This is a genomic window from Azospira sp. MPR-LB4, assembly GCF_058809525.1.
This window is the reverse complement of sequence record NZ_CM179521.1, coordinates 2,929,818-2,954,670: the sequence shown is the minus strand read 5'-3', so window position 1 is coordinate 2,954,670 and position 24,853 is coordinate 2,929,818. Positions and strand designations below refer to the sequence as shown.

Annotated in this window: 24 protein-coding genes; 16 read left to right on the top strand and 8 right to left on the bottom strand. The window is 67.9% G+C overall.

Annotated elements, in window-relative coordinates; genetic code table 11:
• Nucleotides 1-55 precede the first annotated feature (55 nt).
• Nucleotides 56-613: a phasin family protein gene (locus AC3QLZ_RS13915; protein WP_014236472.1), complete on the top strand. Its 558-nt coding sequence runs from the start codon at nucleotides 56-58 to the stop codon at nucleotides 611-613.
• Nucleotides 614-744: 131 nt separating this feature from the next.
• Here AC3QLZ_RS13915 and AC3QLZ_RS13910 read toward each other — a convergent pair whose 3' ends face one another.
• From AC3QLZ_RS13910 to hrpA, 3 genes are all read right to left on the bottom strand, one after another.
• A complete protein-coding gene (locus AC3QLZ_RS13910) occupies nucleotides 745-1,533 on the bottom strand; it encodes a competence/damage-inducible protein A (protein ID WP_014236471.1) in 789 nt (262 codons plus the stop codon).
• 36 nt (nucleotides 1,534-1,569) lie between these two features.
• The gene (locus AC3QLZ_RS13905; protein WP_014236470.1) at nucleotides 1,570-2,337 is read right to left on the bottom strand and encodes an EI24 domain-containing protein; all 768 of its coding nucleotides are present in this window, start codon (nucleotides 2,335-2,337) and stop codon (nucleotides 1,570-1,572) included.
• Between the two features lie 218 nt (nucleotides 2,338-2,555).
• A complete protein-coding gene (gene hrpA, locus AC3QLZ_RS13900; protein WP_238526341.1) occupies nucleotides 2,556-6,476 on the bottom strand; it encodes an ATP-dependent RNA helicase HrpA in 3,921 nt (1,306 codons plus the stop codon).
• 184 nt (nucleotides 6,477-6,660) lie between these two features.
• Here hrpA and AC3QLZ_RS13895 point away from each other — a divergent pair, with 184 nt between their 5' ends.
• Nucleotides 6,661-8,280: a methyl-accepting chemotaxis protein gene (locus AC3QLZ_RS13895; RefSeq protein WP_492783260.1), complete on the top strand. Its 1,620-nt coding sequence runs from the start codon at nucleotides 6,661-6,663 to the stop codon at nucleotides 8,278-8,280.
• A 9-nt stretch (nucleotides 8,281-8,289) separates the two neighbouring features.
• Here the strand turns inward: AC3QLZ_RS13895 and AC3QLZ_RS13890 are convergent, their stop codons facing one another.
• Entirely contained in the window at nucleotides 8,290-9,189 is a 900-nt protein-coding gene (locus AC3QLZ_RS13890; RefSeq protein ID WP_014236467.1) for a LysR substrate-binding domain-containing protein, read from the bottom strand.
• 103 nt (nucleotides 9,190-9,292) lie between these two features.
• Between AC3QLZ_RS13890 and AC3QLZ_RS13885 the strand changes: the two genes are divergently transcribed.
• From AC3QLZ_RS13885 to AC3QLZ_RS13875, 3 genes are all read left to right on the top strand, one after another.
• A complete protein-coding gene (locus tag AC3QLZ_RS13885; protein ID WP_014236466.1) occupies nucleotides 9,293-10,195 on the top strand; it encodes a DMT family transporter in 903 nt (300 codons plus the stop codon).
• Nucleotides 10,196-10,336: 141 nt separating this feature from the next.
• Nucleotides 10,337-10,627 carry a hypothetical protein gene (locus tag AC3QLZ_RS13880; protein ID WP_014236465.1) on the top strand — a complete coding sequence of 97 codons (291 nt, stop codon included), beginning with the start codon at nucleotides 10,337-10,339 and terminating at the stop codon, nucleotides 10,625-10,627.
• Between the two features lie 50 nt (nucleotides 10,628-10,677).
• Nucleotides 10,678-11,514 (top strand): hypothetical protein, encoded by an 837-nt coding sequence (locus AC3QLZ_RS13875; protein WP_014236464.1) that lies wholly within the window; start codon nucleotides 10,678-10,680, stop codon nucleotides 11,512-11,514.
• 8 nt (nucleotides 11,515-11,522) lie between these two features.
• Here the strand turns inward: AC3QLZ_RS13875 and crcB are convergent, their stop codons facing one another.
• Nucleotides 11,523-11,912: a fluoride efflux transporter CrcB gene (crcB, locus tag AC3QLZ_RS13870; protein WP_014236463.1), complete on the bottom strand. Its 390-nt coding sequence runs from the start codon at nucleotides 11,910-11,912 to the stop codon at nucleotides 11,523-11,525.
• Nucleotides 11,913-12,032: 120 nt separating this feature from the next.
• On the opposite strand from crcB, the gene AC3QLZ_RS13865 reads away from it, so the two are divergent.
• From AC3QLZ_RS13865 to AC3QLZ_RS13825, 9 genes are all read left to right on the top strand, one after another.
• Nucleotides 12,033-13,814: a glutamine--tRNA ligase/YqeY domain fusion protein gene (locus tag AC3QLZ_RS13865; protein WP_014236462.1), complete on the top strand. Its 1,782-nt coding sequence runs from the start codon at nucleotides 12,033-12,035 to the stop codon at nucleotides 13,812-13,814.
• 36 nt (nucleotides 13,815-13,850) lie between these two features.
• On the top strand, nucleotides 13,851-14,066 hold the full coding sequence (locus AC3QLZ_RS13860) for a hypothetical protein (RefSeq protein WP_014236461.1): 216 nt from the start codon (nucleotides 13,851-13,853) through the stop codon (nucleotides 14,064-14,066).
• A gap of 15 nt (nucleotides 14,067-14,081) precedes the next feature.
• Nucleotides 14,082-16,079 carry a biofilm regulation protein phosphatase SiaA gene (siaA, locus tag AC3QLZ_RS13855; RefSeq protein WP_014236460.1) on the top strand — a complete coding sequence of 666 codons (1,998 nt, stop codon included), beginning with the start codon at nucleotides 14,082-14,084 and terminating at the stop codon, nucleotides 16,077-16,079.
• A gap of 23 nt (nucleotides 16,080-16,102) precedes the next feature.
• Nucleotides 16,103-16,651, top strand: coding sequence for a biofilm regulation protein kinase SiaB (gene siaB, locus AC3QLZ_RS13850; RefSeq protein WP_014236459.1), 549 nt, complete (start codon nucleotides 16,103-16,105; stop codon nucleotides 16,649-16,651).
• A 12-nt stretch (nucleotides 16,652-16,663) separates the two neighbouring features.
• Nucleotides 16,664-17,041, top strand: a complete 378-nt coding sequence (gene siaC, locus AC3QLZ_RS13845; protein ID WP_014236458.1) for a biofilm regulation phosphoprotein SiaC — start codon at nucleotides 16,664-16,666, stop codon at nucleotides 17,039-17,041.
• Nucleotide 17,042: 1 nt separating this feature from the next.
• Nucleotides 17,043-17,819, top strand: a complete 777-nt coding sequence (gene siaD / locus AC3QLZ_RS13840; RefSeq protein WP_014236457.1) for a biofilm regulation diguanylate cyclase SiaD — start codon at nucleotides 17,043-17,045, stop codon at nucleotides 17,817-17,819.
• A 184-nt stretch (nucleotides 17,820-18,003) separates the two neighbouring features.
• A complete protein-coding gene (locus AC3QLZ_RS13835) occupies nucleotides 18,004-19,278 on the top strand; it encodes a M48 family metallopeptidase (RefSeq protein ID WP_014236456.1) in 1,275 nt (424 codons plus the stop codon).
• A 112-nt stretch (nucleotides 19,279-19,390) separates the two neighbouring features.
• A complete protein-coding gene (gene pyrF, locus AC3QLZ_RS13830; RefSeq protein WP_014236455.1) occupies nucleotides 19,391-20,212 on the top strand; it encodes an orotidine-5'-phosphate decarboxylase in 822 nt (273 codons plus the stop codon).
• A 183-nt stretch (nucleotides 20,213-20,395) separates the two neighbouring features.
• The gene (locus AC3QLZ_RS13825) at nucleotides 20,396-21,211 is read left to right on the top strand and encodes a M23 family metallopeptidase (RefSeq protein WP_014236454.1); all 816 of its coding nucleotides are present in this window, start codon (nucleotides 20,396-20,398) and stop codon (nucleotides 21,209-21,211) included.
• Between the two features lie 42 nt (nucleotides 21,212-21,253).
• On the opposite strand, the gene AC3QLZ_RS13820 is transcribed toward AC3QLZ_RS13825, so the two are convergent.
• Nucleotides 21,254-21,385, bottom strand: a complete 132-nt coding sequence (locus AC3QLZ_RS13820) for a hypothetical protein (protein ID WP_014236453.1) — start codon at nucleotides 21,383-21,385, stop codon at nucleotides 21,254-21,256.
• A gap of 78 nt (nucleotides 21,386-21,463) precedes the next feature.
• On the opposite strand from AC3QLZ_RS13820, the gene AC3QLZ_RS13815 reads away from it, so the two are divergent.
• Entirely contained in the window at nucleotides 21,464-21,781 is a 318-nt protein-coding gene (locus tag AC3QLZ_RS13815) for a hypothetical protein (protein WP_043798884.1), read from the top strand.
• Here AC3QLZ_RS13815 and AC3QLZ_RS13810 read toward each other — a convergent pair.
• Nucleotides 21,673-22,113, bottom strand: coding sequence for a hypothetical protein (locus AC3QLZ_RS13810; protein ID WP_014236451.1), 441 nt, complete (start codon nucleotides 22,111-22,113; stop codon nucleotides 21,673-21,675). The genes AC3QLZ_RS13815 and AC3QLZ_RS13810 overlap by 109 nt on opposite strands.
• Nucleotides 22,114-22,290: 177 nt before the next feature.
• On the opposite strand from AC3QLZ_RS13810, the gene AC3QLZ_RS13805 reads away from it, so the two are divergent.
• Nucleotides 22,291-23,730, top strand: coding sequence for an aminotransferase-like domain-containing protein (locus tag AC3QLZ_RS13805; RefSeq protein WP_014236450.1), 1,440 nt, complete (start codon nucleotides 22,291-22,293; stop codon nucleotides 23,728-23,730).
• On the opposite strand, the gene AC3QLZ_RS13800 is transcribed toward AC3QLZ_RS13805, so the two are convergent.
• Entirely contained in the window at nucleotides 23,727-24,617 is an 891-nt protein-coding gene (locus AC3QLZ_RS13800; protein ID WP_014236449.1) for a flagellar filament capping protein FliD, read from the bottom strand. The two genes, AC3QLZ_RS13805 and AC3QLZ_RS13800, sit on opposite strands and share 4 nt — an antisense overlap.
• Nucleotides 24,618-24,853 lie beyond the last annotated feature (236 nt).

The window sequence follows — 24,853 nt, the reverse complement described above, 5'->3', positions numbered from 1 at the left end:
ATTCAACCAGCAGGATTATTCCCTTATATCTCAACGCTAAGCGGAGGATTTCCCAATGACCAACCCGAATATCGAACAGCTTACCGCCGCCCAGAAAGCCAACGCTGAAGTGATGGTGGCCCTGGTGCACACCGCCTTCAACGGCGTGGAAAAAATCGCCGAGCTGAATCTGGCTGCTGCCCGTGACTTCCTCAACTCTTCCGTCAACGGCACCCAGACCCTGCTGGGCGCCAAGGACGTGCAGGAAGCCGCCAAGCTGCAGAGCACCCTGGCCCAGCCCAATCTGGAAAAGGTCACGGCCTACTACCGCAACCTGTACGAGCTGATCACCGCGACCCAGAAGGAAGTGACCGACCTGATGGAACAGCACTACAACCAGCTGTCCCAGAAGGCCACCTCCGCCATCGAGAAGACCTCCGCCTCCGCTCCCGTGGGCGGCGACGTGGTGGCAGCGGCCATGAAGTCCATGCTGTCCGCCTCCACCCAGGCCTTCGACCACTTCACCAAGATGGCCAAGCAGATGGCCGACATCGCCGATGCCAACGTGGCCGTGGCTTCCAACGCCACCGCCAAGGCCGTAGGCGCTGCCAGCAAGGCAGCTGCCAAGAAGTAAGGTCTGCCGCGGGCGTTCCCCGCTTGGCGAGCACAACCCCGGCCATGGCCGGGGTTTTTTATTGCCGCACGCGGAGCGGAAACCGGGGGCCGGAATCCCCCGCAAAGCCGCGCAACCCGCTCAGTCCGGACTCAGTCGCGCCACACCCAGGTGATGCCGCGGCGCTCCACCTCGCCTTGGATTTCCGCCATGGCCCGCTCCACCTGTTCCGGCTGTCCTTCCACTCCCAGTTCCAGGTGGCGGCGCACACCGTCCTGGGTCAGGGACGGCAGGGAAAACAGGCGCAGCTCCGGGTACTCGGCGACGATGCGCTCCATCAGGTCCAGCAGGGCGCTTTCGTAGGCCCTGTCGCCGGTGAGGAGGAAGGCCTTCTCCACCTTGGGCGCCCGGTTGAAGAGATGGGCATAGAAGGTGTCCAGCACCCACTCCACCATGGGATGGGCCATCTGGGGAAAGCCCGGCACGAAGTAATGCTCCTTCACCATGAAGCCGGGAATGCGGTTGAAGGGATTGGGAATGATGCGGCTGCTGGCAGGGAAGGTGCCCAGCAGCAGGCGCTGGGGCGTGATGTCGTCGCCGAAGCGGACACGGATCTCCGCCTCCGCCTCCGGGCTCAGCACCAGCTCCTCCCCCAGGGCCGCGGCGGCGGCCTGGCGGGTGTGGTCGTCCGGCGTGTTGCCGATGCCGCCGAAGGAGAACACCGCCTCGCCGCTGGCGAAGCTGCGCTTCAGGGTTTCCGTCAGGCGGGCCCGGTCGTCCCCCAGATATTGCACCCAGGACAACTGCAGACCCCGGGCGCCGAGCAGTTCGGCCACCTTGGCGAAGTGTTTGTCCTGGCGTTTGCCGGAGAGGATTTCGTCGCCGATGATGAGGGCGCCGAAGCGCGTGGCTTGGGCAGTCTGGGAAACGGAAGCAGTCATGGGTCCTCGCGTCGTTGAGGTCGTAAAGGGTGAAAATCAGCGCAGGAAGCGGTCGGTGGGCACGGGCTCTTCCACCACCACCGCATCGACGGTCACCACGGCCCCGCCGCGCAGCTGGCGCAGGCTTTCCAGGCCGAAGTGGATGTACAGCAGGGCGCCCAGGGCCGGGGTCAGCAGGCCCAGTACCGGCACATGGGCCAGCAGGGCCAGGAGAATGCCCAGGCCCAGCAGGGGCGTGGCCCGGCGCTCCCGGATCAGGCGCCACTCGTCGTCGGTGGCGTGCATGGCCAGGGCATCGTAGGCAAAGGTCTTGCGGTTGAGCCAGGCCATCCAGAACAGGGGCAGCACCAGGCCCAGGCCGGGCACCAGCCACAGGGGCAGGGTCAACAGCCAGCCGGCGATGAACAGCAGGGCGGCCCAGACGCTGTTCCAGGCACCGGCAAAGAAGCTGTCCTTGCCCATGGCCGCCACCTCCGGGTAATCCCGGGCGGCCACCACCTGCAGCAGGATGGGCATGATGAACACCGCCGCCAGCACCATGGCGGTGAGATAGGAGAGGGCCAGGATCACCAGCCAGCCCCCGGCGGCGGCCAGCAGCTTGGCCAGCCACACGGCGCCCCAGCCGGAGAGCCAGCTCATGGGCGGCTGCTCGAGGAACCAGGCGGAAAGGTGGTCCAGCACCAGGAAGGTCAGCGTCAGCCATACCGCCAGGGCGGCCACGGCGGGGGACAACACCAGCCACCAGACGCGGCGGCGGGACAGGGTGCCGAGGCTGCGGACCAGGGCGAGGATCATTTCGGGCATTCGGGCATCCTATTTTTTTTGCCACAGAGGGCACAGAGATCACCGAGGGGTCGCACTCCGCCTTAGCTGCCGGAGCGGTTGCAAACCGCACCTACCCTGCAAGCCAATACTGAAGCCAATCTCCACCATGCATGGCGGAAGAGTGGCGCCCCTATTACCTCCCAGGGCAGAGGCATTTTCTCTCTGTGTTCTCTGTACCCTCTGTGGCTAATCGTCTTTCAACCGTACTGTATCCCTTCCCACAGCTTCTGCAGGCGCTTCACCGACACGGGCACCGGCGTCTTCAGTTCCTGGGCGAAGAGATTGACCCGCAGTTCCTCCAGCAGCCAGCGGAACTGCTCCAGTTGGGGATCGCTGACGCCCTGTTTGGCCAGCTGCAGGGCGCGGCGTTCGTACTGGGTCCACAGGGTGCTGTAGTCCGCCAGCAGCTGAACGTCCCGGGCCGGGTTGGCCTTGAGCTTGTCCAGGCGCATGGCCGCCGCCTTGAGGTAGCGGGGGAAGTGCTGCAGGCGCTCGAAGGGCGTTTCCAGCACGAAGCGTTTGTGAATGAGGCGGCCGATCTGCTTCTCGATATCCTGCACCGCACCGGGGAAAGGTTTGAAGGCAGGCAGCTTTTTCACCAGGGCCTGCCACTCGGTCAGCACCAGGCCCACCAGGCGACAGATTTCCTGGGCCAAGAGGCCCAGGCGGTTCTTGCCTTCGGCGCAGCGGGCCTTGAAGGATTCCGCATCTTCCGGCCACGGTTCCACCAGGCAGGCCCGCTCGAAAATCACCGACACCAGCTGCTGGCGCAGGTCGTCGGAAGAACCCAGGCTCATGAACTGCATGGCCATCTGGGTCAGGCCCGGCAGGTTCTTCTCGAAGTACTTCACCTGCTCCTTCAGCTGCAACTGGAAGAGGCGGGAGAGGCCCAGGCGGTGGGCCGCCAGGGCTTCCTCCTGGGAGTCGTACACGCGCAGGGAAACGGTCTCGCCGTCTTCCGTCAGGCCCGGGTAGCCGATCACCATCTGGCCGCCCACGGCCACTTCCATCAGCTCCGGCAGCTTGCCGAAGGTCCAATCGGTGAGGCCGGTGAATTCGCTGGGGGTCTCGTGCAGCTCCTGGAATTCCTGGCGCGCCTCCCGGCCCCATTCGCCGCGGAGCTGGGCCAGGCTGCGGCTCATGTCGAGCTGGCGACCGTGTTCATCCACCAGCTTGAAGTTCATGGAGAAGTGGGCCGGCAGCTCGCCGGGGCGGAAGGCATCGGGCGTCACCGCCCAGCCCCGGGCATTGAGGCCCCGGGATTCGAAGATGAAGTCGATGAGGGGGGCGATGATGCCCGGCGCCATACGCTTCTCGTCGTTGCCCACCCAGGCGATGAACTCCTCGGCGAACTCGGGCACCGGCACCAGCTTGGCGCGGATGCGCTGGGGCAGGGTCTTCACCAGCTGCACCACCTTCTCCTTCAAGAGGCCGGGCACCAGCCACTCGCTGCGGTTGGCGGGCACCTGATTGAGCTGGGCCAGGGGCAGCACCAGGGTGACGCCGTCCCGGGGGCTGCCGGGCTCGAAGTGGTAGGTGAGGGCGTAGTCCACGCCGGAAAGGCGCATCTGGGGAGGGAAGGCGTCGGTGGTGACCCCGGCCGCCTCGTGGCGCATCAGGTCTTCCTTCTGCAGGAAGAGCAGTTTCTGGTTCTCCCGCTCCGCCTCCTTGCGCCACTTGTCGAAGTCGGCACCGTTGTAGATGCCCGAGGGAATCAGGTGGTCGTAGAAGGCAAAGATCAGTTCGTCGTCCACCAGCACGTCCTGGCGGCGCTGCTTGTGTTCCAGGTTCTCGATGTCCCGGATGGCCTTCTGGTTGTGCTGGTAGAAAGGCCAGCGGCGCACGAAGTCCTCGTTGATCTCGCCGCCCACCAGGCCCTGGCGGATGAAGAGCAGGCGCGCCTCTTCCGGGTTCATGGGGCCGAAGTTCACCCGCTTCTTGGGATTGACGACGATGCCGTGCAGGGTGGAGCGCTCGTAGGCCACGGCCTGCATGGCCTTTTTCTCCCAGTGGGGGTCGAAGTAGCTCTTGCGGATCAGGTGGGCGCCCACCTCCTCCAGCCATTCCGGCTCGATGCGGGCGAGGCAGCGGGCGTAGAGCTTGGTGGTTTCCGTCAGCTCGGCGCAGACCACCCACTTGCCCGCCTTCTTCTGCAGGGGCGAGCCCGGGTGGATGAGGAAGCGGATGCCCCGGGCCCCCAGGTAGTGGCTGCTGTCGTCGGACTTGCAGCCGATATTGCCCAGGAGGCCCGTCAGCAGGGCCTTGTGGATGGGCTCGTAGGTCGCGGGAATCTCGTTCTCGCGCCAGCCCAGCTCGGTGACCATGGCGTGGATCTGGTTGTAAACCTCCCGCCATTCCCGCATGCGCAGGTAGGAGAGGAAACGCTCCTTGCAGGCCTCGGCCAACTTGCGCCCGGAGAGGTGCCGGGCCTGTTCCTCAAACCAGTTCCACAGCTTCAACCAGGAGAGGAATTCGGACTTCTCGTCGGCGAACTGGCGGTGCTTTTCATCCGCCGCCTGCAAGCGCTCCTGGGGCCGTTCCCTGGGGTCCTGCACCGAGAGGGCGGCGGCGATGACCAGCACTTCCTTGAGGCAGCCCCGGTCCCGGGCGGCCACGATCATGCGGGCGATGCGCGGGTCCAGGGGCAGCTTGGCCAGGCCCCGGCCCACGTCGGTGAGGCGGTTGTCCTCGTCCAGGCCGCCCAGTTCCTGCAGCAGGGAATAGCCGTCGTTGATGGCCTTGGGCGGCGGCGCCTCGATGAAGGGGAAGCTCTCCACGTCGGTGAGCTTCAAGGCCTTCATGCGCAGGATCACCCCGGCCAGGGAGGAACGCAGGATTTCCGGATCGGTGAATTCGCCCCGGGCGTTGAAGTCAGCCTCGTCGTAGAGGCGGATGCAGACCCCCGCCGCCACCCGGCCGCAACGGCCCGCCCGCTGCCGCGCCGCGGCCTGGGAGACCCGCTCCACCTGGAGCATTTCCACCTTGTTGCGGTAGGAGTAGCGCTTCACCCGGGCCAGGCCCGTATCCACCACGTAGCGGATGCCCGGCACGGTGAGGGAGGTTTCCGCCACGTTGGTGGCCAGCACCACCCGGCGGCCGCCGCCGGTCTTGAAGACCCGGTCCTGCTCCGCCGCCGAGAGGCGGGAGAACAGCGGCAGGATTTCCGGCTGGGGGCCGGGGAAGTGGTGCTTGCGCAGGGCTTCCGCCGCCTCCCGGATTTCCCGCTCGCCGGGGAGGAACACCAGCACGTCTCCCGGGCCTTCCCGGCCCAGTTCGTGGACCGCGTCCACGATGGCGTCGTAGAGATCCCGCTCCTCCTGGTCTTCCTCCAGGGGCGTCACCGGGCGGTAGCGCACCTCCACCGGGTAGAGGCGGCCGGAGACTTCGATCACCGGCGCCGGCTTGCCGTGCTGGGCGAAGTGCTGGGCAAAGCGCTCTGCGTCGATGGTGGCGGAGGTGATGATGACCTTGAGGTCCTTGCGCTTGGCCAGCAGCTGCTTCAGATAGCCCAGCAGAAAGTCGATGTTGAGGCTGCGCTCGTGGGCCTCGTCGATGATGATGGTGTCGTAGGCGTTGAGGTAGGGGTCGGTCTGGGTTTCCGCCAGCAGGATGCCGTCGGTCATCAGCTTCAAATAGGACTGGGGCCCGCTACGGTCCTGGAAGCGGATTTTCACCCCCACGCCGGCACCGATCTGGGTCTGCAGCTCCTGGGCCACCCGGGCCGCCACGGAGCGGGCCGCCAGGCGCCGGGGCTGGGTATGGCCGATCAGTCCCGCCGCCCCCCGGCCCAGTTCCAGGCAGATCTTGGGCAGCTGGGTGGTCTTGCCGGAGCCGGTCTCGCCGCAGACGATGACCACCTGGTTGTGCTCGATGAGGGCCTTGATCTCCTCCCGCCGCCCGTTGACCGGCAGGTCCTCCGCATATTCCGGCTTGGGCAGGCGCCCGGCCCACTCGGCACAGGCGGCGCGGGAGCGGGCCAGCAGGGCCTCGTAGTCGGCCTTGGCCTTCTCGGCATGGGGACCGGGCTGGCCGGCGCTGCGGGAAAGGGCGCGCAGACGGGGACGATCCTGGGTCAGGCAGTCGGCAAAGGCAGGCGGAGCGGAACGGGGGAGGGACACAATCGGGGGGTGAAAAAATTGCAAGGCGGTATTTTGGCACAAGGACCTGTTTCCCTTGGCAGAGTCTCGCGGAATTACACACTTGCTTTGCCCGGACAAAAGTGGAATCTTGTCGGCAGCAACAAAGTTGCATGCCAATAAAAACCTGCCGGCCACGGTCGGCGGAATCACCACGGGGAAAAACATGTTCAAGACCATGAGTCTCAAGGGGCGGCTAACCGTCTCCCTGCTTGTCACGCTGATCGGCCTCATCGTTCTCGGCACCTTCCAGGCCCTGCACCTCAAACAGCAGTTGCTGGCCGACCGCAAGGCCACCCTGGAAACGGCCATCGACATTGCCATGACCGCCATCGTGGATATCCAGGCCCAGGAAGCCAAGGGAGCCATGGGCCGGGAAGAGGCCCAGACCCTGGCCAAGGCGGTGATCCGCAGCATGCGCTACCAGGGCAAGGAATACTTCTACATCTACGACAGCAAGGGCATGGGAGTGATGCACCCGGTCCGTCCCGAATATGAAGGCAAGAGCCACTGGGACCGGCAGGACAAGTCCGGCGCCTACACGGTGCGCAACCTGATCAAGGTGGCCCTGGACAAGAGCGGCTACACCGAAACCATGACCGCCAAGCCGGGCAGCGACGTGCAGGTGCCCAAGCTGCAGTACCTGCAGCATTTCCCCGCCTGGGACTGGGTGGTGGGGACCGGCCTCTACATCGACGACCTGGACACCCTCTTCTACCAGCAGCTGCGCCTGGTGGCCCTGATCATCGTGCTGGTGGTGCTGGCCGTGGGCGCCCTCTCCTGGGCCCTGGCCCGGGCCACCCTGGGTCAGATCGGCGGCGAGCCGGCCGAGGCGGTCACCGCCATCCGGGCTGTGGCCGGCGGCGATCTCACCGTTTCCCTCGGCAACGCCCGGGACGACAGCATGCTGGGCGAACTGAACCGCCTGGTGCAGGTGCTGCGCCAGATGATCGGCGAAATCGCCCAGGGCGCCGGCCAGGTGGCCAGTTCCGCCCAGGAGATCAACAGCACCGCCACCCGGGTGGCGGACTCGGCGGCAACCGAGACGGAAGCGACCCAGAACATGGCCGCCGCCATGGAGGAACTGACGGTTTCCATCACCCACGTTTCCGACAACGCCCGGGACACGGAACAGCACGCCAGCAACGCGGCTGAACTGGCCGGCGTCGGCGAGAAGAGCGTGGACACCACCGCCGCCAATATCGCCACCATGGCGGACACCATGGGCAAGGCGGCGGAGCAGGTGCGGGCCCTCACCGACAACGCCCAGGAAGTGGCCCGGGTGGCCCAGGTGATCAAGGAGATCGCCGGCCAGACCAACCTGCTGGCCCTCAACGCCGCCATCGAGGCGGCCCGGGCCGGCGAACAGGGCCGGGGCTTCGCCGTGGTGGCCGACGAGGTGCGGGTGCTGGCGGAGCGGACGGAAAAGGCCACGGTGGAAATCTCCTCCATCGTCAGCCGCATCCAGGACGAAACCCTGACCGCCGCCCAGGTCATGGACGCGGCCCTGCCGGAAGCGGAAAAGGCCAAGGAAGCCGCCGCCGAAACCTCGGAGCTGCTGCACCGCATCGCCGCCGGTTCCGAATCCGCCCGCTCCCTGGTGCGGGAAGTGGCCGACTCCACCCGGGAACAGAGCGAGGCCAGCACCGCCCTGGCCCAGCAGGTGGAGCGCATCGCCCACCAGGTGGAAGAAACCAGCGAGAGCATGCAGCACACCGCCGCCGCCAGCGCCCTGGAAGCGACGGCCCAGGCCCTCAATCAGGCCACGGCCCGCTTCCGCATCTAACCCGCCATTTCAGGCCGCCACCCGGGGCAGCCCGCCGCCCGGCCAGGGCAGGGGCTGCCACAGGCGCGCCTCGAACATGGCGATGAGGCGCTGCACCGCGGGCCATTCACCGCTGGCGCCGGTCAGCGCCACCCACTCCACCTCCGGCAGGGGCGGCAGCCCCTCGGTTTGACGTTGCAGACCGTCGCCGAGCAGGCTCAGGGGCAAGGGAGAAACCGCCAGGCCGGCCCGCAACACGTGGCGGATGCCGGTGTGGCTGTGACCGGCAAAGGCCAGACGCCAGGGGATGCCGGCCTGGGTCAAGGCCGCCTGGGCGACGACGCGGAAAATGCAGCCTTCGTGAAACAGGGCCAGGGGCAAAGGCCGCTCCGCCACGGCGCTGCCGTGGGCACCGCCGGCCCAGACCATGGGCTCCCGCCACAGGGTGCGGCCCACCGCTGTCGGCCGCTCGCCGATGCGCTTGATGAGGGCCATGTCCAGTTCGCCGGCCTCGACCCGGGCCGCCAGGCGGGCCGAAAGATCACACTCCAGAGCCAGCTTGACCCGGGGATAGGCGCTGTGGAATTCCGCCACCACGCTGCCCAGGTCCCGCTCCATCACTTCCTCCGCCAGCCCCACCCGCAGGCTGCCCGCCAGGTCCGCCTCGGAAAAGCAGCCGATGGCCTCGTCGTTGAGGCGCAGGATGCGGCGGGCGTAGTCGAGCAGTAGCAGCCCCTCCTCCGTCACCCCCTCCAGCCGCCCCTGGGAGCGCACCAGCAGGGGCTTGCCCACCTGCTCCTCGAGTCGCTTGATCTGCAGGCTGATGGCCGATTGGGTACGGCCCAGGCGGGTCGCCGCCAGGGAAAAGCTCGCTGCCTCCGCCGTCGCCACCAGGGCGCGCAGCAGGTCCATGTCGAGATGCCGGGCCATCATTTCTCCTGGAAATATTGATTCGATATTTATTAATTTATCAAATATTCCACACCCCGGTAGGGTTGGGCCCGTCGTCTTCACCACGCCCCAGGAGCCCGCCATGAACGCCATCGCCCCGCCGCTGCCCGCCGGCATTGCCGCCGCCCCCTCCCGTACCCGGGTCCTGATCGCCGGCATCGCCTTCAGCGTCATCTGGAGTTCGGCCTTCGTCGCCGGCCGCATCGGCCTCGACCACGCCGCCCCCCTGACCCTGCTGGCCATCCGCTTCCTGGCCGCCGGCCTGCTCTTCGCCTTCCTGGCCCGGAGCAGCGGCCGCAGCCTGCGCCTGCCGACCATGGCCGGCCGCGCCCTGCTGGCCGGACTAGTGTGCAATGCGGCCTATCTGGGCCTGGCCTACTGGGGCCTGCAGGGTGTGCCCACCGCCCTCACCGCCGTCCTGGTCAGCGCCTGTCCCCTGCTCACCCTGCTGCTGGCCGCCGCCCTGGAAGGAGAACGGCTGACGCCCCTGCGGCTTGCCGGCATCCTCCTGGGCATGGGCGGCGTGCTGTGGATCACCCGCCACCGGCTGACGGTGGAACAGCTGGAGCCCCTGTATCTGGCGGCCATCGGCGCCGGCACGCTGGCCCTGGCCCTGGGCACGGTGCTGAGCAAGAAGGTGGCGGCGGGGCAGGACCTGATCGCGGCCGTCACCCTGCAGTTCATGGCCAGCGGCCTGGTGCTGCTGCCCCTGGCCTGGGGCCTGGAAGGTTTCCGCCTGGAGGCCCACCCGGCCCTGTGGGGCAGTCTGGCCTACAGCGTCGCCGTCTCCCTGGCCAGCACCCTGCTCATGCTGTGGCTGCTGCGCCACGGCCAGGCCAGTTCGGCCAGCAGCTTCCACTTCCTCAATCCCTTCTTCGGCACCCTGTTCGCCGTCACCCTGCTGGGAGAAACCATGTACGCCGACGACCTGCTGGGGGTGCTGCCCATTGCACTAGGCATTGCCCTGGTGGCGTGGAAGCGCTGACATCGGCTCGGAAGGACCCGGCCCTCCGCCCCCGGCTTGCCATATCGGGAGCCGGGCATTAAATTCCACCAACATACCCACAAGGGATAAAAAAGCCTCTCCGGCACCCTCATCCCTTCGCTCTCATGGAACACTGGACCTATGACCCCCATCGATTTCAAGGAACTCACCACCCTCAGCCAAGCCGGGATTGTCTGGGGCTTTTTCTGGCGCTGCATCGCCACCGCCCTGGGCTCCGCCCTGTGCGGCGCACTCCTCGGTGGTATCGTCGGCTTCGTCCTAGGCATTAGCGGCATCGCTCGCTCCGCCATTCCAATGATAGGCGGCCTGCTGGGCCTGCTGACGGGCCTGTTCTTTTTCTACCTTTATGTCCGCTGGTTGCTGGCCAGCCGCCTGGGAGCCTTCCGCTTGGTGCTGGTCCTCGCCGACTAGCCCTGCCCCTTCTGCGACCAGGGGCCCGTTCCTGCGATAACGCCGCTCCCATGAGCCGACTTCCCCCCTTGTCTCGCCAACACCATCTCCAACGCCTGCGCGGACACCTGGAGCGGGACAGCTTTCCCCGCCTGCAGATGATGCTGCTGGTACTGCTCACCGCCGGTTCTGGGCTGCTGGCATCCTTTGCATTGCTCCACGCCGGCCTGACCCACATGGGTTGGCGCTACGGAGCGGCCTTTCTCCTCGCCTACGGGGTGTTCCTCGGTCTGCTCTGGCTGTGGCTGCGCACCCGGGCGGAGGACTACGCCGACATTCCGGACCTGATGGACCTGGGCAACCTGGTGCCGTCGGGACCATCGGCCGACAGCTGTTCGCCCACGGCTGAAGATCTGGGGGGAAATTTCGGGGGCGGTGGCGCCAGCAGTCATTTCGATGCCCCGCCAGTAGCCGGAGTCCCGAGCGAACCGGCAGTAGCCGCCGAAACCCTACCGGACGGCAGCGAAGCCATCGGCCAAGCCTTGGGCGCTGCAGCGGAGGGGGAGGAGCTGGCCATTCCCCTGATTGTCCTGGTGCTGGCTGCGGCCTTGTTACTGTCGTCCGCCTTCATTGTGTATTCGGCGCCGAGCCTGTTTGCTGAACTACTGCTGGATGGCACTCTGGCAGCCACCCTGTACCGGCGCCTGCACCGGCTGGAAAGGCGTCACTGGCTACAAACCGCCCTGCACCAGACCTTCTTGCCCTTCCTCCTGACCGGCCTGCTGGTGACCGGTTGCGGCGCTACCCTGCATCACTTTTCCCCAGGAGCCCACACCCTGGGCGAAGCCTGGCAACAGGCAAGAATGTCCCTGAACGCCGCCACCGGCCCGACCGACAAGGTGCGCTAAGCGGCTCCTCAGGGCCAGACCCGGTGCACGCCGACGCTCCACAAGCCGAGGAAGGTCATGGCCAGGGAGCCGAGCAGGTGCAGGGCGATGGCACCGAAGGCCCAGGCGTATTGCTGGGCCAGCAGGCGCTCCATGACTTCGCCGGAGAAGCTGGAGAAGGTGGTGAGGCCGCCGAGGAAACCGGTGATGAGGAACAGCTTGAGCAGCGGGGACAGGTGGGCGTAGCTGTGGAACACGCCCAGGGCCACGCCGATGAGGTAGCCGCCGAGCAGGTTGGCCGCCAGGGTGCCCAGGGGAATGGCCAGGAACAGGGGATTGAGCAGCAGTCCCAGGCCCCAGCGGGCCCAGGCGCCGAGGGCGGCACCGACGCCGATGGCAAGAAAGGCATTCCAGTTCACGGCCGGACCTCGCACCCCAAGGGATAAAGGGTGAATTTTAGCGGCTTTTAACCCGGGTCTTTTCGGTTTTGCCCCTGGCCCCGGTTAAAATGGCGGACAAAGACCTTCAAGGACCCCGCTGTGAGCAACCCCAACAAGAACGCCGCGCCGATCGCCCCCGCCGCCAATTTCATCCGCAACATCGTCGAGGCCGACCTGGCCGCCGGCAAGCACGCCCAGCGCCGCTGGGCCGGCCAGCCCGGCCTGGCCAGCGACCACGCCGCCGGCGCCCTGGACCCGGCCAAGATCCGCACCCGCTTTCCGCCGGAGCCCAACGGCTACCTGCACTTCGGCCACGCCAAGTCCATCTGCCTCAATTTCGGTCTGGCCCGGGACTACGGCGGCCGCTGCCACCTGCGCTTCGACGATACCAATCCGGAGAAAGAAGACCAGGAATACGTGGATTCCATCGTGGACGCGGTGAAGTGGCTGGGCTTCAACTGGGAGGATGCCCAGGAGAACAACCTCTACTACGCCTCCAACTATTTCCCCTGGATGATCCAGGCCGCCGAGTACCTGATCGCCACCGGCAACGCCTACGTGGACAGCCAGAGCGCCGAGGAAATGCGCGCCAACCGGGGCACCCTGACCGAGGCAGGCAAGGACAGCCCCTTCCGCAACCGCAGCGTGGCGGAGAACCAGGACCTGTTCAAGCGCATGCAGGCCGGCGAATTCCCGGACGGCGCCCACATCCTGCGGGCCAAGATCGACATGGCCGCCCCCAACATCAACCTGCGGGACCCGGCCATCTACCGCATCCGCCATGCGACCCACCACAACACGGGCGACAAGTACTGCGTGTACCCCATGTACACCTTCGCCCACCCCATCGAGGATGCCCTGGAGAACATCACCCACTCCATCTGCACCCTGGAATTCGAGGACCAGCGCCCCTTCTACGACTGGCTCCTGGAGCGCCTGGCCGAGGGCGGCCTGCTGCAGCGCCCCCTGCCCCATCAGTACGAGTTCTCCCGCCTCAACCTGACCTACGTCGTGCTCTCCAAGCGCAAGCTGATCCAGCTGGTGGAAGAGAAGCACGTGGACGGCTGGGACGACCCGCGCATGCCCACCCTGGTGGGCGCCCGCCGCCGCGGCTACACCGCCGAAGGCTTCCGCCTGCTGATGGAGCGGGTCGGCGTCTCCAAGCACGATTCCCTCATCGACTACAGCCTGCTCGAAGACTGCATGCGGGAAACCATGAACGAGCTGGACGAGCGCCGCATCGCCGTGCTCGACCCGCTCAAGCTCGTCATCACCAACTACCCGGAAGGCCAGAGCGAGGAATGCTTCGCCCCCAACCACCCGCTCAAGCCCGAACTGGGCAAGCGCATGGTGCCCTTCTCCCGGGAGCTGTGGATCGAGCGGGAAGACTTCATGGAAGAGCCCAGCAAGGGCTACCACCGCCTCTACCCCGGCAATATGGCCCGCCTGCGCTACGGCTTCGTGGTGAAGTGCACCGGCTGCGAGAAGGATGCCGCCGGCAATGTCACCGCCGTTCTGTGCGAGTACATGGAAGATTCCAAGTCCGGCACCCCCGGCGCCGACAACTACAAGGTCAAGGGCAACCTGCACTGGGTCTCCGTGGCCCACGCCTACACCGCCGAAGTGCGCCTCTACGACCGCCTGTTCCAGGCCGCCGCCCCGGGTGCCGGCGACCGGGATTTCCTCGATGACCTCAATCCTGCGTCCAAGGTGGCCATCACGGTACAACTGGAACCGGCCCTGAAGGATGCCCTGCCGGAACAGCGCTTCCAGTTCGAGCGCCACGGCTATTTCGTCGCCGACCGGGTGGACTCCCAACCCGGCGCCCCGGTCTTCAACCGGGCCGTCACCCTCAAGGACTCCTGGGGCAAGGCGGGCTGAGGCTCCGGGCGCAAAACCAGGAACAAGGAGCAGACCATGGCAGGCGGCGGCTGGGGTTGCCCCCACGAATCCAACGATCGCTGCGGCAAGGTGAATGACCTGCCCTGCGATCCGGGCATGAAGGGCTGCGTCCTCGCCGGCCGCTACCGCTTCGCCAACGACGACAAGAACGAGCGCCTGCGCCAGAAGGCCGAGCAGCGGCGGGAAGTGACACCACCCGCCGCGGATGCGTCCCCGGACGAGCAACAGTAAGCCAGGAAAGGCGCCATGCCCCCACTTCCCGCACCCGTGCCGCCGCCCCAGGCGGGCCGCGCCGGCTGGAGCCTGCGCAGCAAGACCGTGGGCCTGCTGCTGGCGGCCCTGCTCATCGGCATCCGGGTGGCGGAAGACATCCGCGAAAACCTGGGCACCGCCCTGGCCCGCAACCACGCCCAGCTGACCAAGCAGCGCATTCTCTCCGCCGTCGGGAGGGAAATGGCCCTGGCCCAGCGCTTCGCCGAATCCACCGTGCTCCGGGAATGGATGACCGGCGAGCAGGACCCAGCCAAGACCGAGCGTTTCTTCCGCGAAGGCGAAGGTTTCCGCCGCGCCTTCGCCGACCAGGCCTATTTCGCCGCCCTGGCCAGCAGCCGCCATTTCTACTTCGCCGATCCGCAGGCCGCTCCCCGGGCCGCCATGCGCTACACGGCCGACCCGGCCAACCCGGATGACGCCTGGTTCTTCGCCACCCTGAAGAGCAGCCAGGGCTACAGCCTCAATGTGGATTACGACAAGAAGCTGCAGGTCACCAACGTCTGGATCAACATCGTGGTACGGGACGAAGGGGAGCGCCCCATCGGCATCGCCGGCACCGGCCTCAACCTCAGCCGCTTCCTCAGCAACGTCCTGGCCAACCGGGAAACCGGCGTGGTCACCATGGTGCTGGACCAGAACGGCGCCATCATCGCCCACCCGGACCCGCGCCAGATCGCCTACGCCACCGCCGGCAACCAGAACATCGAAAAGACCATCTACCGCCTGCTGGAGCGGCCGGCGGACAAGGAGGCCCTGCGCCGCACCCTGGTGGCGGCCGCCTCCGACGAAGGGGAAGGCACGCCGACCCTGCGCCTGAAGCTGGAAGGCGCCCCCAGCCTGGCTGCCGCCACCTACATTCCATCCCTGCGCTGGACCGTGCTGACGGCGGTAGACCTCAACACCAGCCGGGTTTTCGACGCGCCCCTGATCACCGCCCTGGCCCTGGGTTCGCTCCTGCTGCTGGCCCTCCTGGTGGGCTTGTATACCGCCGGCCTCAACCGCCTGGTGCTGGCCCCCCTGGCCGCCCTCACCGCCGCCGTGCAGCGCATCGGCGCCGGCCATTACGGGGAACGCCTGCGCTCCAACCGGGGCGACGAGATCGGCGCACTGACCCGGGCCTTCGACACCATGGCCCAGCAGGTGCGGGCCCACTCGGAGAACCTGGAGCGACTGGTGGACGAACGCACCCGGGAACTGGCCGAAGCCCATCGCAAGGTCACCGACAGCATCCGCTACGCCAGCCTGATCCAGCACGCCATCCTGCCGGACAAGGCCCTCAAGGCCGATCTGCAGGGCCAGTACTTCGTCCTGTGGCGCCCCCGGGACGTGGTGGGCGGCGACTTCTACCTGTACCGCGGCGCCGCCGGGCAGTGCCTGTTCGGCGTGGTGGACTGCGCCGGCCACGGCGTTCCCGGCGCCTGCATGACCATGATCGCCCACGCCGCCCTGGAAGTGGCCCTGGGCGACACACCCTGGCAGGACCCGGCGGCCCTGCTGCAGCGCACCGACCAGGTGGCCCGGGGCATGCTGCCCGGGGACGACCGCAGCCGCCAGATCGCCACCAGCATGGACATGGGCCTGTGCCACGTGGACCTGGAGCGGCGCCTGGTGACCTTCGCCGGCGCCCGCCTGGGCCTGTTCTGGAGCGACGGCGACAACTGCGAGGAAATCCCGGGCCACCGCCGCGGCGTCAACGACCGCCGCAGCGGCAGCTACGACAACGCCCAGGTGCCTCTGGCAGCGGGCCGCACCTTCTACCTGGTCAGCGACGGTCTGCTGGACCAGGCCGGCGGCGACCAGGGCTACGGCTTCGGCGCCCGCCGCCTGGCAGCCTGGATCCGGACCCATGCCCACCTGCCCCTGGCCGAGCAGAAGAGCGCCCTGCTGGAGGAAATCCAGGCCTACCAGGGCCCCCTGGCCCAGCGGGACGACATCACCCTCCTGGCTTTCCGTTTCGACGATCAGCGGTAAGATAGGCCACCCAAGGAGATTCCATGACCCAGACGGCACCTTCCCTCGACATTTTCGCCCTGCGGGAAACCTTCAACCGCGAGCGCATCATGCTCTGCTTCAACGGCCCCATCACCGCCACCCTCATCGAGGAAATCGGCACGGCCCTGCGCAAGCATATGGAAGGCCTGCAGGAATCCCCCTCCGCCGTTTCCGACGTCTTCTCGGTGTATATCGAGATGACCCAGAACATCCGCCGCTACACCCAGTCGCGCCCCGCCCTGGCCATGGAGACGGCCAGCGTCTTCGTCTCCCGGGACGAGGACGGCCGCTACGTGGTGAGCGCCGGCAACGTGCTCGAGGCGGCCGACGGCGAAGCCCTGTTGCAGCGGGTCGAACCCCTGGCCCGGCTCGACAAGGATGGTCTCAAGGCCGCCTTCAAGACCCAGCTGCGCCAGCCCCGGGAAGCCCTGGACGGCAGCGCCGGCCTGGGCCTGATCGACATGGCCCGCAAGGCCTCGGCCCCCCTGCAATGCAGCCTGCGCCCCCTGGACGGCGGGCGCGCCTTCTTCAGCCTGCGGGTCGTGCTCTAGGAAAAAAACAACATGGACAATCTCGACATCCCCCAGACCAACGCCAGCCCGGCCATCCGGGCCGATTGGGAAGCCGGCCTGATCGCCATGCAGGGCGACTCCTATCCGGAAAACTCCTTCGAACTGTTCCAGCCCCTGATCGACTGGGTCGAGGCCTACCTGGCCCAGCCCGAGCGCCCCCTGCGCCTGGAATTGGAACTGCTGTACCTCAACACCAGCAGCATCCGCGCCCTCATGGACATCCTGGACCTGCTCGAAGAAGCCCACCGCAAGGGCCGCCAGGTCAGCGTGCGCTGGTCCTACGACGGCGCCAACGAACGGGTGGGCGAACTGGCCGCCGAGTTCAAGGAAGACTGCACCTTCCCCTTCGACATCGCGGCCAAGGTCTGACATGTCCGAGATCCCGGACCTGGAAGCCCGCATCGAAGCCCTGCTGCGCGACAACGCCGCCGATCCGGCCGTGCTGGCGCTGCTGCAGGAGCTGTACGACCGCTACCGCACCCAGGAACGGCTGCTGGACCGGCTGACCCACATCTCCGACCGCTTCCAGCGGGCCGAGCGGGACCGGGGCCAGTCCTACGCCGAGAACTACCAGCGCAAGGTGCGCCAGATCGAAAAGATCGTGCGCATCAGCGATCAGTACCAGTCCATGCTGCGGGACCTGAACGACCGTCTGCACACCATCTCCACCCAGGACGAACTCACCGGCCTGCCCAACCGCCGCTTCATGCAGGCCCGGCTGACCCAGGAAATCGCCCAGGCCGAGCGCAACGGCAGCGACTTCTGTATCGCCCTGGCCGACATCGACCGTTTCAAGGCCATCAACGACAGCTGCGGCCACGCCGCCGGCGACACCGCCCTGGCCCAGGTAGCCGAGGCCCTGGCCGGCAACCTGCGGGAATACGACGTCTGCGCCCGCTGGGGCGGCGAGGAATTCCTCATGCTCTTTCCCGGCTGCGGCGGCGAAGCCGCCCTGGTGCTGGGCGAGCGCATCCGTAATGCCATCGAGGCCGACGCCAGCCGCCGGCCGGACCTGCCCCCCATCACCGTCAGCATGGGCCTGACCCAGTTCCGCCCCGGCGAGAACCTGGACGCCACCCTGAAACGGGCCGACGACGCTCTTTACGCCGCCAAGGCAGCCGGACGCAACCGGGCCGTCCTGGCCTGAGCCAGCGCCGGCAGCATATCGGCCGGCCCCATTCCGGCGCCACCGGCTTTTGGTGCTATGCCAAAAGCCATGAAAGCAGACCTTCCGCATATCCCGAAAGCCTTAACTGGCGCGGTTCTCCGGCTTACAGACGGCTCCCGGCCGACTATCATGCAGGCATTCCGATTCGCCCCGTCGAGCCGCCATGTCCGTCATCCGCTCCCAGCGCCCGCTCCAGCCGCCGGCCAGGCTCTTCCGGCGGGAGGAATACCTCTTTGCCGCCCTGGCCCTGCCCGCCTCCGTCGCCTGGTTTTTCGCCACCTACTGGAGCGACGGCTGGATATGGGCCGCCCTGCCGCCTGCCGCACTATTGCTCCACTGCCTGCGCCAGGCCCTGACCTCCCACCTGGAGGGCAACGGCGTCCGCATCACCACCCGCCAGTACCCGGACCTGCACGTGCGCCTCGAGCGCTGCTGCCGCAAGCTGGGCCTGGCCCGGGTGCCCCGGACCTACCTGATCCACGGCTGGAGCCGGCTGCACAGCCTCACCTGGCGCCTGCTGCGGCACCGCCTGGTGATGTTGCGGGCCGAACTGGTGGACGCCCTGGACAGCGATGTGGACGCGGTGGACTTCTATCTGGGGCGGGAACTGAGCCACCTGGCCCGGCCCCATGCCGGCTACGGCTGGTGGATCCTGCCCGCCCTGCCCCTGCCCCTGCTCGGCAGCGCCTACCGGCGGGCCAAGGAATATACGGCGGACCGCTGCGGCACCCTGTGCTGCCGCAGCCTGCACTCGTCCATCCGGGCCCTGGCCCTGCTGGCGGCGGGCCCCCGCCGCTGGCAGAACCTGGATGCCCACGCCTTCGTCGAACAGGCCGCCCACAGCGGCGGTTTCTGGATGTCCCTGCAGGAACTGACCGCCACCGCCCCTTGGCTGTGCAAACGCATGGCCCGCCTGCCGTCCCCGCCCATGGCGGTGCCGCGCCGTCACCTGCTGGCCTGGCCCGTGGCGGCGGTGCTGCCGGCGGTGGGGGGCGGCGGCTTCCTCGCCAACCTGGCCACCCTCGGCGTGCTCGGGCTGAGCCTCATGCTGGTGGCCCTGCCGGCCTACGAGGACTACCGCCACAGCACGGTGTACCACCCCCTCTTCTCCTATGCCCACAACCTGGCCCAGGCTGCCAAGATCCGCTACGAGGCGGAGCACACCCTGACCGCCACCCCTGCCGAGCTGGGCTTCGGCCGCCTGCCCCTGGGCATCGCCCGGGTGCACATGGACGAGGAAAACGGCCGCATCACCCTGGGCCTGACGGAAGGCAGCAACATCGTCTATTACCCCTACCTGGACACGGCCGCCCGCATCGTCTGGCGCTGCACCACCACCCTGCCGCGCCAGCACATCCCCTGGGACAGCCGCTGCAACAGTAGTTCCGAGGACGGTTCCGCCCCCATCGCCTGGCTGCGGCAACTGGCCCGGCTGTAGGCCCTTCGGCGCCGGCCTCCGCGGCCTTTTCCTTGGGGCGAGGTGCCGCCGGCGGTACAATGGCGGCCTTCACCGCCCTGGGCGGCCGCCCGCACCGATCGAGCCGATGACCATGAACTTCCGCCAATCCCTCGCTGCCGCCTGGCAGAAAAACAACTCCCTCCTCTGCGTCGGCCTGGACCCGGACCCGGCCAAGTTCCCCGCCCACCTGCAGGGCCGCGACGACGCCATCTTCGAGTTCTGCAAGAGCATCGTGGACGCCACCGCCGACCTGGTATGCAGCTTCAAGCCCCAGATCGCCTACTTCGCCGCCCGCCGCGCCGAAGACCAGCTGGAAGCCCTGATCGCCCACATCCATGAGCGGCACCCTGGTATCCCGGTGGTCCTGGATTCCAAGCGGGGCGACATCGGCAGCACCGCCGAGCAGTACGCGGTGGAGGCCTTCGAGCGCTTCGGCGCCGACGCCGTCACCATCAACCCCTACATGGGCAAGGATTCCGTGGAGCCCTACCTGGCCTACCCGGACAAGGGCGTGATCCTGCTCTGCCGCACTTCCAACCCCGGCGGCAGCGACCTGCAGTTCCTCGAAATTGGCAACAGCGGCGGCGAAAAGCTGTTCGAGCGCGTCGCCCGCCTGGTGGCCACGGAATGGAACACCACCGGCCAGTGCGCCCTGGTGGTGGGCGCCACCTTCCCCGCCGAAATCGCCCGGGTACGGGAACTGACCGGCGACCTGCCCCTGCTGGTGCCCGGCATCGGCGCCCAGGGCGGCGACATCGAAGCCACGGTCAAGGCCGGCAAAACCGCCGATGGCACCGGCCTGATGATCAATTCCTCCCGCGCCATTCTCTACGCCGGCAAGGGCGAGGACTTCGCCGCTGCCGCCCGCCGGGTGGCCCTGGAAACCCGGGACGCCATCAACCGCTATCGCTGAGAAGCAGGCGGGACGGCCATGCCGGCAATGGCATGGCCGTCAGGCAGGAAACACGGCCTTTACCGGACACCATTGCCGGAGACCGCCGTCCTTATTGCCTTTCCAGCCACAGCCCTGCAATCCTCCACCGTCCCCTCGCCACCGCACCACTCCCGGCCTTTTTCCTCTCCTTCCGGACCTCCCATGAAACGCCTCCTGCTGCCCCTCCTGGCCCTCGCCGCCTGGCCCGCCCTGGCGGCGCCGCGCCATCTGCCGGTTCCCGGCGGGGTGGCGGTGGTGCCACTGCAGGCCCCTGCCGGCAAGGCGCCCAGGGCCTTCTTCGGTGACACGCCCCTGGCCGTGGTGCGGGAAGAGGGCCGCTGGCTGGCCCTGCTCGGCATTCCCCTGGAAATGCCGCCGGGGCGCCTCAGCCTGCGTCTGGAAGGCAGCGACGCAGCCACGGCCGAGGTGGAGGTGCGGGCCAAGGACTATCCGGTGCAGCGCCTGACCGTGCGCAACCCGCGCCACGTCAATCCGACGCCGGAAGACGAGCTGCGCATCGCCCGGGAGCAGGAAATCCAGGACCGCCTCAAGCGCCACTTCGCCGCCACGGCGCCGGTCACCGCCTTCCGCCTGCCCGCCGACGGGCGCCTCTCCTCCCGCTTCGGCCTGCGCCGCTTTTTCAACGGCGAGCCGCGCCGCCCCCATGCCGGCCTCGACGTGGCCGCGGGCAGCGGCGCCCCGGTGCGGGCCGCCGCCCCCGGCACCGTGGTCAACACGGACGACTTCTTCTTCAACGGCAACACCGTGTTCGTGGACCATGGCCAGGGCCTGATCAGCGCCCACATGCACCTCTCCCGCGTGGACGTGAAGGAAGGCCAGCGGGTGGCCCAGGGCGAACAGCTGGGCGCCGTCGGCGCCACCGGCCGGGTCACCGGTCCCCACCTGCACTGGGCCGTGTTCCTCAACGGCACGGCGGTGGATCCGGAACTGTTCCTGGCCCCCGCCAAGGGCCGATAAAAAAAGGCGCCCGCAGGCGCCTTCTCCTGGCCGAGGCGGACCTCAGCCCTTGGGCTTGGCCGGCGTGCTCATCTGCTTGCCCTCATCCTTGGCCTTGTCGCCAGGACAGGCCAGGGCCGATACACTGACAGCCGCCAGCAGCACGGCCAACACACTCGCGCACCACTTTTGCATGGACCACTCCTTCCCACGTTGAGGAAGCCGTTGGACGCCGCCCGCTGCAGGCAGTTCCTCCAGCAAGCCGCCCCGACCATGGACACCCAGACCATCCACCTGCACCTCAAGGCACCGCCCAAGCCCGACGCCGGCCAGCCCTGCAACGGTTGCGGCGTCTGCTGCGCGGCCGAGACCTGCCCCCTGGCCAGGCTGCGCTTCCGCCGACGGCAGGGCCCCTGCCCGGCCCTGGAATGGCTGGCGGAGGAAGCCTGCTACCGCTGCGGCCTGCTGCGCCGCCCCCGCCATTACTGGCCGGGGCTGCCGGCCTGGGCCGAAGGCATGGTACGGCGCCTGACCCGGCGCTGGATCGCCGCCGGCAGCGCCTGCGACAGCCAGGCGCAGATCGCCCCGTAGGCGCGCCGCCAAGGCAGAGATAGGGAGTAGGTCTCGGGCTGCCACCACAGCAGCGTGGCGCCGCCATCCTCGCCCCGCAGCTCGAGAACGCCGTGTTCCGACCAGTCGCACCATTCTTCCGCCCCCAGGCGCCGCTGCGGCCACCACACCCGGGCCCCCAGCCAGCGGGGCGGCCCCTGCACCGTCACCCGCCCGGCCGCCACCCACAGGCGGCAGCCGGGCTGCACCGCCAGTTGCATCACCATGCCGGCGGCCAGGTCGATGGACTGGGCCTGCTCCTGCCCTTGCGGCTCCCGTTGCACCTGTTGCTGGCTTACCTGTCTCGATTCCATGACCGTTCTCCGCGAGTTGATGGGACGGCCTCCATGCTAGAGAGAGCCCCATCGGCGCGGCAGGCACAGGCGCTGCCCGGGAGAACCGCTACAGACACCGGCTTTCGCCATCTGTTATGGTGCGAATCCCGGCCATCTATATCTGGCCGCCGCCCCCGCCACAGGAGAACATGGGCCATGGACACCGCCCTCCCCCTCTACCAGCGTCTCGCCGCCCATTACCGGGAGGCCATCGCCCACGGCTCCCTGCTGGTGGGCGACCGCTTTCCCTCGGTGCGCGCCCTCATGGGCCGCCACGGCGTCAGCCTGAGCACGGCGGTGCAGGTGTGCCGCCAGCTGGAACAGGAAGGCTGGCTGGAGGCGCGGCCCCGTTCCGGCAATTTCGTCCGCCGCCCCGCCCGCCCCGCCGGGCCCCTGCCGAGCGAGCCCCGGGCCGGCCAGTTGCCGGACCCGGCCCAGTTCGTCGGCATCCACGGCCGGGTCTCGGAAATCATCGCCCGGGGCCGCCAGCAGCCGGTCAGGGTAAATTTTTCCAGCGCCCGCAGCGCCCCCGAACTGTATCCGGGCGAGGCCCTGCGCCTGGCGGCGGCCCGGGCCCTGCGGCGCCATCCCGACCTGCTGGTCAGCGCCCCGCCGCCCAACGGCTGCCCCGACTTCCTGCAGGTGCTGGCCCGGCGCGCCCTGGACGCGGGCATGAACCTGGGGGCGGAGGAGATCGTCGTCACCCAGGGCTGCATGGAGGCCCTCAATCTGGCCCTGCGGGCCGTGACCCAGCCCGGCGACACGGTGGCGGTGGAATCGCCCACCTTCTACGGGCTGCTGCAGGTGCTGGAAACCCTAGGCCTGAAGGCTCTGGAAATTCCCACCAGCCCCCAGACCGGCCTGTCCCTGGAGGCCCTGGAACTGGCCTGCGACCATTACGGCCCCATCGCCGCCCTGGTGGTGGTGCCCCACCTGCAGAATCCCCTCGGCTGCACCATGCCCGAGGCCCACAAGGCGCGGCTGGTGGGCCTCTGCGCCGAGCGGGGCATTGCCCTGATCGAGGACGACACCTACAGCCCCCTGGGGGAGGACGATACGGTGCTGCCGGCCCTCAAGCACTGGGACCGGCAAGGCGGCGTCATCCACTGCGCCTCACTGCACAAGGTGCTGGCGCCGGGGCTGCGCCTGGGCTGGATCAGCGCCGGCCGCTGGCAGGCCCGGGTGGAAATGCTGAAGTACGCCCAGAGCCGCCAGAACGAGGCCCTGGGGCAGCTGGTGGCCGCCGACTTCATGGGCTCCAGCGCCTATGACCGCCACCTGCGGCGCCTGCGGGCGGCCCTCGGCAGCCAGCGCCGGCGCACCACGGAGGCGGTGCTCGAGTATTTTCCTGCCGGCACCCTGGCCGCCCGGCCCCAGGGCGGGCTGGCCCTGTGGGTGCAGCTGCCGCCGGGCGTCTCGTCCCGGGAGGTTTTTGAACGGGCCCTGGGCGAAGGCATTTTCATTGCGCCGGGGCTGATGTTCTCCAACTCCAACCGCTTCGACGGCTATCTCCGCCTCAACTGCGGCGCCCCCTATACCCCGGCCATCGACGCCGCCCTGCGCCGCCTCGGTGCCATCGTCGGCGAGCTGGCCTAGGCCAGCATCCGCTCGTAGGCCGCCAGGGCCGCCGCCAGCTTGCCCTTCGGCTGATAGGTGTCGCCCAGGCCGAATTCCTGCTGCAGGGAGGACTGGTTGTCGGCGATATAGGTGATAGCCCGGCTCAGGTTGTCCAGCTGGCGATCGAAGAAGTTGTTGGAGGAGGTCAGCAGCTCGGCCGATTTGACGAAGTTGCCGCTGAACTGCTGCACCGTCGCCACCACCCCTTCCCGGTTCTGCTGCAGGGCACGGCTCAGGGCGGCCTCGTCCAGCACCGCCTGCTTGGTCACCGGATCGATGCTCAAGCCCAGATCAGGCATACCCCGCAGTCCCAGGTCGGCGCCATTGAAGGGATTCTCCACGCTCTGCTCCAGCTCGTAGCCGGCCACCTGGGCCGCCTGGGTGTCGGCCAGGATGCCACCCTGCTGCATGTCTTCGTCGAAGCCGGTGCGCCAGGCGTTGTAGTCGCTGACGAACTGCGCCAGCTTCTGGCGGATGGCTTCATCGCTGCTGCCGGCATCGACGCTTCCCAGGGCAGTGCCGGCTGCGGCCACCGTCTCCAGGGATGTCTGCATCTGGCTCAGCTCAGCGAACTGGCCCTTGTAGAGCACGTTCCGGTAGTTGATCTCGCTCATCATGCGATAGGCCGACTCCGGGTCGAACAGGGCCTCGTTGCGTCCGGTGGGCGAGAGCCCCTGGACGCCGCTGCTGCCGGCGGCAGACTCGACCGCGGCAGCGCCGCCTTTAAGGCTGGAAAGCAGGGCGCCGAAGCCCTCGCTGCTGCCGGTCTTGCCGCCGCCGGTCAGTTCAGACAGGGTCTGGGCCTTGAAAGTGGCGATGCGCAGGGCCAGATCCCGGCCCGCATCCGATGTTCCGTCGATCGACATATGACCTCCTTCGGGGAAAAGGCCCCCGTTGATCCTGATCCCAGTATTGCAAAAAACAGGCCCGTTTTCCGGCCGGTTCCCGGCATTACCCGGAGAGCCAATAGGGACGCCATCTCCGGCACGGTGCCGGGGAAACCCGGTATTTCCTGGGCACCAGCGTGCGGCAAGAAGTGCCGCCGCCCGGCAAGGCAGCCGATGGGGCCGGTCGCCATGCTGCACAGCAAAACTTTTTGTCA